5 protein-coding genes are annotated in these 11,775 nt (G+C 43.3%); all 5 read left to right on the top strand.

The features are described 5' to 3' along the window. The first annotated feature begins 299 nt into the window (after positions 1-299). Positions 300-1,349: an NAD(P)H-dependent flavin oxidoreductase gene (locus ACSAJE_RS12005; RefSeq protein WP_458009197.1), complete on the top strand. Its 1,050-nt coding sequence runs from the start codon at positions 300-302 to the stop codon at positions 1,347-1,349. Between the two features lie 663 nt (positions 1,350-2,012). Next, positions 2,013-3,731: an AAA family ATPase gene (locus tag ACSAJE_RS12010; RefSeq protein ID WP_458009198.1), complete on the top strand. Its 1,719-nt coding sequence runs from the start codon at positions 2,013-2,015 to the stop codon at positions 3,729-3,731. Positions 3,732-3,735: 4 nt separating this feature from the next. Beyond that, positions 3,736-5,727: an excinuclease ABC subunit UvrB gene (gene uvrB, locus ACSAJE_RS12015; protein ID WP_458009199.1), complete on the top strand. Its 1,992-nt coding sequence runs from the start codon at positions 3,736-3,738 to the stop codon at positions 5,725-5,727. 332 nt (positions 5,728-6,059) lie between these two features. Then, positions 6,060-10,274, top strand: coding sequence for a cellulase family glycosylhydrolase (locus ACSAJE_RS12020; protein ID WP_458009200.1), 4,215 nt, complete (start codon positions 6,060-6,062; stop codon positions 10,272-10,274). Between the two features lie 400 nt (positions 10,275-10,674). Beyond that, positions 10,675-11,763, top strand: coding sequence for a leucine-rich repeat domain-containing protein (locus tag ACSAJE_RS12025; RefSeq protein WP_458009201.1), 1,089 nt, complete (start codon positions 10,675-10,677; stop codon positions 11,761-11,763). The last annotated feature ends 12 nt before the right edge of the window (positions 11,764-11,775 follow it).

Genomic DNA, 11,775 nt, shown 5'->3' on the forward strand with positions numbered 1-11,775 from the left:
TTTTTTAATTAATAGGAAACTGCTGTTGTGTAGCGTGGCATCACCAAGAATTGCTTTAGTTTTTTTGATGGCAGGATAATTTACTATGTCGGCTGCAAAATAGTCATTGATTTACTGACATAATAAGCGATATGTGGTTGTGAGAAACGGTGGGGGATGGGAAGTTTGAATACCTTGTTCGAAAAATGGAGCTTGACGAGGAAAAGAAAAACACGTAATATAGTATCCGATACTACGTACAGAAGTAAACGGTGCCGCAATGGCATATGAAGTGACGAAATGTCGGAAAGGAATGAAGTATGAAATCATTACGTATAGGAGATATTACGCTAGAGAAGCCAATTATTCAGGGAGGTATGGGAGTTGGAGTCAGTCGAGGCAGATTGGCAGGCGCTGTATCTGCCTGTGGAGGCCTTGGTGTGATCTCCTCGGCACAGATCGGATACGATGAACCGGAATTTGCAACGGATCAAGTACTTGCGAATGAAAAAGCAATACGTAAGCATATCGCACTGGCAAAGCAAATATCCGGGGATAAGCCGGTCGGTATAAATATCATGGTGGCATTGAAGCATTACGAAGATCATGTGCGAACGGCAGTTGATGCCGGAGTAGACGTCATTATATCAGGAGCCGGTTTACCGATGCGGTTACCGGAATATGTCGGGGATTCCGGCTGCAAGATTGCACCGATCGTTTCATCTGTCAAAGCGGCGCAGATCATACTTCGCCAGTGGAAAAAGAAGTACTGCAGGACAGCCGACTTTATTGTTATAGAAGGTCCTAAGGCGGGAGGTCATCTTGGATTCAAAAAAGAGGACATTGCGACAATTACGGCAGAAAAGTATGAGCAGGAGATAAAAAATATTATTCAAGTCGTACGAGAGTACGAACAGGAATTTGCTTGTGAAATTCCGGTTATAGTTGCCGGTGGCATTTTTGATCATAAAGATATAGAACATGCTTTGGAAATCGGGGCTGACGGTGTTCAGATCGCATCACGTTTTGTTGCAACAGAGGAGTGTGATGCTTCGGATGCGTATAAGCAGGCATATATTAATGCAAAAGCAGAGGACATTACTATTGTCATGAGCCCGGTTGGGATGCCGGGACGTGCGCTCAACAATGCATTTGTCCAGCGTGTGAGCCGACAGCGGGAAGAGATCAAAAAATGCTACAATTGTTTGGCTAAATGCAATCCTGTTGAAGTGCCGTACTGCATCACCAAAGCACTTATATCAGCAGTGCAGGGAGATTTGGATCATGGTCTGATATTTGTGGGAGCGAATGTTGATAGAATTGATCGAATGACCTCCGTGCAGGAGCTGATGGCGGAACTTACAAACTGAAACTTCCCACACCTCATTATCTTACGCAACCACATATTGCTTATTATGTCAAAGCATGCTAAGTGTTTTGCAGCCACAATATAGCGGCTTCTGCCGACAGAGAACTATAGTAATTGCCTTGCCGCTTTTTCGTTTTTGGTGATTTCTAAATTTTGTTGTCTCTGATGATTGATCTACATGCCCTTCGGAAACTCGAAGTCCCGGAAGCAAGGCAATCATCATTTTTGAAAGGGACTTTGCGCTCGTCGTTACTTATGTCTCGTATTTCAGAGACATTAAGTAACGTGACGTAGCGCATCGTAGCGAAAGCGTCCCGTCCAAAAATGGATGATACCTTGCTAAGCCGGGACATCTCAGACAATCCCTCGGGCATGTATTCATCAGAGACTTAACAAAATAAGAAATCACCCAAAAACTCTGCGTTCTGCGGCAATTATCTTAGTTCTCTGCCGGCAGAACAAGTTAGCTTATCGGCTGCAAAATACTATATTTATTGCTGACATAATAAGCAATATGTGGTTCTTGCAGTAGCTTCCGGTATGGGAAGTTTTAGTTACAAATTAATAAAATTTGCGTTTTTTTGACTTGTGATTTGCCTTGTAACCATAGTGGAATATCGTTATAATGTAATAAATATATAATGACAGGGGAGCAGGTGAGCATATGAAAAAGGCGATTAGTATAGGAATACAAGGTTTTTCTGATCTGAGAGAGCAGGATTGCTTTTTTGTGGATAAAACAAATTTTATAAAAGAATGGTGGGAAAAACGGGATGTTGTAACATTGATCACGCGTCCACGCCGTTTTGGTAAGACATTAAATATGAGTATGCTGGACTGCTTCTTTTCTAATAAATATGCGAACAGGGCGGATCTGTTTGAGGGACTTTCTATATGGCAGGATGAAACGTATCGGAAACTGCAGGGAACATATCCTGTGATTTTTTTGAGTTTTGCTGCTGTGAAAGCAGGCAATCTGGAGGATGCAAAAACCCAGATCAAGCAGGAGATTACAAGGCTGTACTGGGAAAACAGGAATCTCATGAAAGAAGATATTTTTGGTGAGGATGAGCGTGAATTATATTACCGGACAACAGTAAAGATGGATGATGTTACGGCACAGGATTCTTTGAGAAATTTGTCTGTCTGGATGGAACGTTATTATGGCAAGAAGGTCATCATTCTTTTGGACGAATATGATACGCCGATGCAGGAGGCGTATGTTCAGGGATACTGGGATGAATTTACGTCTTTTGTGAGAAGCCTGTTTAATGCATCTTTTAAGACAAATCCTTATCTGGAGCGTGCTGTTATGACGGGAATTACCAGAGTATCCAAGGAGAGTATTTTTTCCGATTTAAATAATTTACGTGTCGTAACGACGACTTCCAATCTGTACGCAGATTGTTTTGGTTTTACGGAGGAGGAAGTTTTTGCTGCACTGGATGAGTATGGAATGAGCGATAAAAAGGATGAAGTGAAACAGTGGTATGATGGTTTTACTTTTGGAGAACACAGAGACATTTACAATCCGTGGTCCATTACGAATTATCTGGATGAACATAGATTATATCCATACTGGGCATCCACAAGCTCCAATGGGCTTGTGAGCAGATTGATCCGGACGGCATCTGCAGATGTGAAGGAGAAGATGGAGGATCTGCTGAGGGGACAGGCGATCACTGTGAATTTTGACGAGCAGATCGTATACAACCAGTTGGATGACAATGAAGAAGCGATCTGGAGTCTTCTGCTTGCCAGTGGTTATCTGAAAGTACAGAATATAGACTACCGTGGGATTACTTTGGAACCATGGTACACGTTGGATATTACAAATATTGAGACACTGAGCATGTTCATGACAATGTTCCGGGGATGGTTTAAAAATAAAGATGCGAACTATAATGATTTTGTGAAGGCACTGTTAAAGGGAAGTCTCAAGGAAATGAATATTTATATGAATGATGTTGCACTTGCAACCTTCAGCAGCTTTGATACAGGAAAGAAACCTTCTGAGAAAAGTCAGCCGGAGCGGTTCTATCATGGATTTGTTCTGGGACTTTTAGTGGAGTTGCGGGACAGGTATCAGATCCGTTCCAACCGGGAGAGTGGATATGGACGATATGATGTGATGCTTACACCGGTGACAGAGGTGGATGATGCCATTGTGATCGAGTTTAAAGTGCATGAACCGGATGAGGAGGAATCTTTACAGGATACCGTTCGGACGGCTTTAGATCAGATCACAGAGAAGAACTATGATGCCGAACTGCTATTACAGGGAATACCGGCAGACAGGATCCGTCATTACGGCTTTGCCTTTGAAGGAAAAAAGGTTTTGATCGGACAGGACGAAATTCAGAATGTAGCAGTGAGGAGGTGATTTTGTGTCAGAAACACAAAAACCATTTATTTTACACAGCGAATACAAACCTACCGGTGATCAGCCCCAGGCGATCGACGCTTTGGTCAAAGGTTTTGAAGAGGGCGACCAGTTCCAGACTTTGCTTGGTGTTACGGGTTCCGGTAAGACCTTTACGATGGCAAATGTCATTGCGAAGCTGAACAGACCGACTTTGGTCATTGCGCACAATAAGACATTGGCGGCACAGCTCTACGGTGAGTTCAAGGAATTCTTCCCGGAGAATGCGGTGGAGTATTTTGTATCCTATTACGATTATTATCAACCGGAGGCATATGTGCCATCTTCCGATACGTATATTGAAAAAGATTCTTCGATCAATGATGAAATTGACAAATTACGTCATTCTGCAACAGCAGCACTGACGGAGCGGCGGGACGTGATCATTGTAGCCAGTGTATCTTGTATTTATGGATTGGGAAGCCCTATTGATTATCAGAACATGACGGTGTCTTTGCGTCCGGGTATGTGCAAAGACCGTGATGCAGTGATCCAAAAATTAATAGAGATTCAGTATAACCGTAATGATATGGATTTTCAGCGTGGAACATTTCGTGTGCGTGGCGATGTTTTGGAGGTCTTTCCGATTTCAGAAGCGGATCAGGCGGTTCGCATTGAATTTTTTGGTGATGAGGTGGATCGCATTGTTCAAATTGATGTACTGACCGGAGAGATTAAAGCAGAATTGGAACACATTGTTATTTTTCCGGCATCGCATTATGTTGTTGATAAAGATGCGATGGAGCGTGCGATCCGAACAATTGAGGCAGAGTTGGAAGATCGTGTGAAATATTTTAAAAGCGAAGATAAACTACTGGAGGCGCAGCGTATTGCTGAGCGAACCAATTTTGATATTGAGATGCTCCGGGAAACCGGTTTTTGTTCAGGTATCGAAAATTATTCGAGGCATTTATCGGGATTAAAGCCGGGAGAAACGCCACATACATTGGTGGACTATTTTCCGGAAGATTTCTTGATCATGGTAGATGAGTCTCATATTACCATACCACAGATACGAGGCATGTATGCGGGAGATCGATCCAGGAAGACTACACTTGTAGACTATGGATTCCGTCTGCCATCTGCATTAGATAACCGTCCGCTGAATTTTGATGAATTCGAGTCGCATATCAATCAGATGTTATTTGTATCGGCGACACCGAATGTATATGAGCAGGAACATGAGCTGGCGCGTGTTGAGCAGATCATACGGCCTACCGGACTGTTGGATCCGGAAATTTCTGTTCGTCCGGTGGAGGGGCAGATTGATGATCTGGTAGGTGAGATCCGAAAGACGATCGATGCAGGAAATAAGGTTATGGTAAATACGTTGACAAAACGTATGGCGGAAGATCTGACGGACTATTTGAAGGAAATTGGGATTCGGGTGCGTTATCTGCATTCAGATATTGATACGCTGGAACGTTCGGAGATTATTCGTAATATGCGGTTGGATGGATTTGATGTATTAGTCGGTATTAATTTGCTGCGAGAGGGACTGGACATTCCGGAGATAGCACTGGTTGCTATTTTGGATGCTGATAAGGAAGGATTTCTTCGCTCAGAGATTTCTCTTGTTCAGACGATTGGCAGGGCCGCACGTAATGCAGAAGGACGGGTTATTATGTATGGTGATGTCATGACAGATTCGATGCGCCATGCCATTGATGAGACGAATCGAAGACGAAAGATTCAGATGCAGTACAATGAGGAGCACGGTATTACGCCCCAGACGATCAAGAAGGCGGTACGTGATCTGATTAGTATATCGAAGAAAGCCGATGGCAACTCAGGCGATATTGAGAAAGATCTGGAATCTATGAGCAAGAAAGATTTGCAGCAGTTACGTAAGAAGTTGACGAAACAGATGCATGCGGCCGCAGCAGAGTTAAACTTTGAACTGGCAGCAACGTTGAGAGATCAAATGATGAAAGTTGTACAGCAGCTGAATGAGTAAAATTCTGCAGTCAAAGGTTGTATAAATCAGTGTTGGCGAATAATCGCAGATAGGGTATAATGATTACGTAATGTAATGAGGAACGTAAGGATTCGACAGATATTCCAGTACAGCGAAAATTAAGTTTTGGATAGTTTAGCGCAGAAGATTTTTCTGAGAGTGCTACTTCACAAACGTAGGCGTAGTGGTGGCTACGTCGAGGCTTGGGGAGTAGTGCTATCAGGAAAATAAGCAAGTCAAACTGCCAATCACTTAATATTCGCTGTACTAGAGAGAAGGGCAATAAAATTTTAGAGTATGCCTTATGTTTATTTCAAGAAGGGAGAAAAAGAATGACAAAGAAATGGCGGCGCGTATATGCGTGGGTGCTGACCGTGGCAATGGTCTTATCTATGGCAAATCTGCCGATTACCATTGCTAAGGCAGCATCGACACAGAATCTTACCGTGAAGAGCGGAGCAACCAGTGTAACGATTGCTAAGAATGAGTATGGCGATGATTATATTGGCGATATGTTTTTTAACATACCGGATGCCTTGAAAACGAAGAGTGCAATTTCTTCGAACAAGGTGACTTCCATGACGGTAAAGATCACGATCAAAAGTTTTACACAGGGAAGTGGCGCAAAAGCGCAAGCATTTATTTTTGCACAACCGGATGCATCGGGTGATTGGAATTGGAATCAGTCGTCGACTGCAGAGCTGGTTACCGGCAGTCAGTTGACGCTTACCTATTCCTTTGCGGATATGGATTGGAAAGGTGGAACAACGCTGGGAAATCTTGGCGTGCGTTTTGCCAATGCAGCCGAGGGGAGTACCGTGTCCTATTCTGTTGACTCTGCGGTGATCAATATGGCGGACAGCGGCAGCAGTGCGACAAGTAAGCCAAGCAGCGCGACAAGTAAGCCAAGCAGCACAGCAAGTGCCGGTGGCAATGTTTCGACAGACCAGATTGCGATCACGAGAAGTGTTGGCAGTGGAACAAATGATTATTATGCAGAATACAGTTTTTCTATCACAAATAACAGCAGCGAAACGGTTAGAGGTATTCAGATTTTAATACCGACATCGGGATCGGTTGACGTTGGCTATGTTGAGGGATTTTCTGCAGTGTATGATGCGGCGCTGGGAGGCGTTGTGGCATATTATTCGACAGAGATTGCAGCGGGAGCAACGGTTAGCAGCTCTTCTAATAAAGTTGGTTTTGGAAAACAGCCGTCTATTTCCGTTGGAAAATCTAATGTCATTGCTGTAAATTGTGCAGGTCCAAGTACCGGTGATGAACTGAATTATGAATTAACCGGACGTAAAGATGTTGCATATGCGGACACTCCGGTCGGCAGACATGGTAAACTGTCAGTACAGAAGGTTGACGGCTATGCGGCACCGATCATGGTGGATCAGAATGGTGTGCCGACACAGCTTCGTGGAGCCAGTACCCATGGTATGCATTGGTTCCCGCAGTATGTCAATCAGAATGCGTTCCAGACATTGCGTGATGATTGGGGAATCAATATGGTTCGATTAGTTTGTTATCCACGCGATGGTGGATCGGTTGGATATTTGACGGGTGGAGACAGTACCAAACAGCAGCTTGATACATTGATTCAAAATGGTGTCGATTATGCAACCAAGCTCGGAATGTATGCGTTGGTAGACTGGCATGTGCATGCTTACAATCCAAATGAGTATTTGAAAGAGGCAAAGATATTCTTTACAAAGTACGCAACAATGTACAAGGATCATGATAATGTGTTATATGAGATTTGCAATGAGCCGACAGGCACAAATTGGTATAGTGGCAATGGCAAAGATCTTTATACATATTGTAGTGAAGTTATTAAGACGATACGTGCCATTGATCCGGATGCGATCATTATATGCGGAACGAATACTTGGTCACAGGATGTCGATCAGGTAGCGGCTAAGCCGATGAAAGCACTTGGTTATGAAAACATCATGTATACGTTCCATTTTTATTCCGCAACGCACAAAGAGAATTTAATGGAAAAAGTACGTCTGGCAACCAAGGATGGAACACCGATCTTTGTTACCGAATTTGGTATATGTTCAGCAGATGGTAATGGAAGTTATGACGCGGAAAATGCGGATCGGTGGATTGCGTTGTTGGACGAATTAAATATTAGTTTTGCATGCTGGAGTTATAGTAATTGTAATGAAAAATCGGCGTATTTTAAGAGCAGCTGCAGCAATGCCGGGGGCGATTGGACAGCGGATGATCTGACAACAACCGGTAAGTGGCTGATCAATACCTGTCGAGCACACGAGGAGAAAGAAAATGCATCCTATCCGGCAGTATCACCGTCAGCAGAACCGACGAAAGCACCAACAGTAACCGTAAAACCAACGGCAGAACCGACGAAAGCACCGACTGTAACGGAAAAGCCGACGACAGAACCGACGAAAGCACCAACTGTAACCGTAAAGCCAACGGCAGAACCGACGAAAGCACCGACTGTAACCGTAAAACCAACGGCAGAACCGACGAAAGCACCGACTGTAACAGAAAAGCCGACGACAGAACCGACGAAAGCACCGACTGTAACGGAAAAGCCAACGGCAGAACCAACGAATAAACCGACAGTAACGACTGCTCCGGACAAGGGGATACAGGAGGCACCATCGACAGCATTAACAATAGTGGCACGTACGTCTACCTCCTTAACCGTACAGGCAACCGTTGCAGCACCGGCAGGCAAGAGTTATGAATACACAATTGATGGCACATCATGGCAAACGCAGACCACCTTTACTGATTTACAGCCTGCTACAAGTTATACCGTGTCAGTACGCTATGCAGAAACCGACAACTATCAGGCTAGTATGATCTCTGACCATACGTTGACAGGAGGTACACTAGTTGAAGATGTGTATAAGATCGACTTGTCTAAGCTGGACGATACGACTTATGTCGATGGCATGTTTAGCAAAGATGATGCAACCGGTAAATCTTATGCAGCAAGTTATGATGCTTCCAGTAATGAATTGACATTATCCGGGACAGATCATACTTTTGAATTGGTCGCTGATAATGCGAAAGTCAAAATTATATTAAAGAAAGGCGTTTCTGCAGCGTTATGTGGAGTGACTTGCGGAAACATTTCCAGCGAAGATGATACAAGCCTTGAGATGGCTCGAGGTAGCAATACTACCGGAAGTATTGAGGCAGCAAATGTCATTGTTTCCGGTGGAACTAACAACACCGAGCAGATTATGGCAGATACTATCGCGGTAAAGGGCGGAAGTCTGACCGCTGTAGCTGCCAAAGAAAGTAATAAAACAGCATTATCTGCAGACAAGATCACAATCACGGATGGAGAAGTGACTGCGATCGGGGACGGAACAGGTGGCGCATTATATGCAGATAGTAAGATCTCTTTGATCGGAGGAACACTGACGGTGAAAGCGGGTCCGAATAAAACGGAAAAATCTGCTATTGATGTGAAATCAGATGAAAGCAGCGTTATCTTGGTCGGAGATATTAAGATCATTAATCAGACAGATGGCGCACTTGGAACGGACGATTTGTTCTCGAAGGAGACAATTTCCACAGGGGGAACAACGACGAAGTTAGTTACCGTAACGTTTGATACAGTAGATGAAGTTTGGACCGTGACAGTGGAACAAGGTTCTGATATTATTTTGCCGAATAGACCAAAGGAGAATTTAATTTTACGGTGGTATAGTGACCGTGATGTACAGGGATATGCCCCGGGAATTATATACACGGTACAAGAGAATACATACTTCTGTGCAAAATATTTTGATAAGGCGCCGGTAGAACCGAGCAGCAAGCCAACAGTGGCACCGAGCAGCGAGCCGACCGTGGAACCAAGCGAAGAACCAATCGCGACCCCGACGGCAGAGCCAACGAAAGCGCCGGAACCAACGGCAGCACCGATGATAACACCGGTACCTAGTGATGATCCGACTGAAAGTGCTGCTCCAAGTGAGAAACCAACGATCACACCAACGCAGAAGCCGGGAATTCAGGCGACCGGAATGCGCGTTATTGTCAGTGTGAAAAAGGTAAGTAATCTTCCGGTAAAACAGAAATTGCAGCTTGCAGCAGGAAAGAGTATGCAGCTTACGGTGACTTTGTTGCCGACAGGAGCTAAGCCTCAGAAACTAACGTATACCAGCAGTAAACCATCAATAGCAAAAGTAAGCGGTAGTGGTAAGATTGTTGCTGGTAAGAAAGCCGGAACGACAGTGATCACGATTCGTACAGCGAATGGATTGCAAAAGAAAATTACCATTCGCGTTATGAAAAAAGCGGTGAAGAAGATCAAACTGTCTGGCGTTAAGAAGTTAAAGGTTGGTAAGAAACTCAAACTGAAAGCCAAAATCACGCCTAAGAAGAAGTATGCATCTGCTAAAGTATTCTGGGTATCTGGTAATACTAAAATTGCAACAGTGACACAGAGCGGTGTTGTAAAAGCGAAGAAGAAAGGCAAAGTTAAGATTACTGCAATTGCAACGGATGGCAGTGGTAAGAAGAAAGTGATCAAACTTACCATTAAATAAATTTTAACAGATCGACTTAGAAATAAGTGGCAAATGTGCCTTTTGAAAATTTAGAAAAAGAACAACCAAGTATTTATTGGTTGTTCTTTTTTGCTTTATAGGAAACTTGTCGTTTCCTATAAAGCGAAAAATGCTCCGCGAGGATGCGCATCTCGCGGAGAAGAAGTTAGCTGTAAACAGCACCGATCGAGCGCGAAAGAGTCGCAAGCGACTCTTTGTTCTTTAATCGGAAATTGCTGTCTGGCAATCTTAATTTTTTCTTAAGGAAACGGACATATATTACAGCTATAAATGTTGTAATATATAACCGAGGAGAAAATTATAAGCTCCATCGTAATATTACTATTGTAGCAAAACGGACAGCGCGATCAATTGTCCAACATAGAAAGGAGAGAGTAATATGAGGATGAAAAAATATGTAATGACGCTGGCATTATGTATCGCTGCAGGAGTTATGCTGACTTTACCGGTGCAGGCAGATGCAAAGTCAACCGGGAAGTTGACCAAAAACATCAAATGGTCTTTGAACTCTGATGAGACAGTATTGACAATCACAGGAAAAGGAACGGTGGATATCCGTAAATTTCGTAAAGAGGGAAGATACAAATGGCCTGGTTCAGAAGCGGGACAGCCGGCAATTTTTGACAAGCTGGTGTTTGGAGAGGGGATAACAACAATTTCATCTGGCTTTTTTTGTATTGAGGGTATCAAAACGATTTCACTGCCAAAGAGCTTTAAGAAGATCAAAGCGTCCAATGAAATGGATGCTGTCAATGGCTCTTTTGAACCATACAGCACGACATTAAAGAAACTTCAAGTGTCTAAGAAAAACAAGAAGTTCTCTGTCAGTAAGGGCATCTTGTATTCAAAGGACAAAAAGAAGTTGTACATTTATCCAAGTGGCAAGACGGAGAAAAAATTTGCAATACCTTCCAAGGTAACCAAAATTTGCAGACGTGCCTTTTATGGAAATTCCATAGAGAGTGTTATTATGGGAAATAAGTTGCGTGAAATTGGTCGGCAGGCTTTTGCGAAAACAGAGTTAAAGTCTGTAAAGCTTCCAAAGTCGTTGAAAATTATTGAAGATTCTGCGTTTGACAGCACTCAGATTTCATCTGTAGAATTGCCAAAGGGCCTTAAGCGGGTAGGAAATCATGCGTTTGGAAACATCAAAGATTTATCGACGATCATCGTACGATGCAATTGTAAACTAAGTTATGTGTTTGCTGACAGTGGTTTTCAAACAAATCTTCAAACCTATGACCGAGAGAACTATACGGATTTTCGAATTGTATTGGGTAAGGAATTAAATGCAACAATATATCGTTTGTTTGCTGATTTTGCAGAGCACATAAGACTCGGCAAGATGAAAGTTGAAGTTGAGAAAGGCAATAAGACATATTACATCAAAGACGAGGCGGTATACGCTAAACGAGGGGATCGTCTGAAAGAGAGCTTTAAGAAGTCAAATGGTAAAGAATTATCATAAGAAGGGAGTGAT

The organism is Jutongia sp. SJQ-6 (assembly GCF_054161275.1).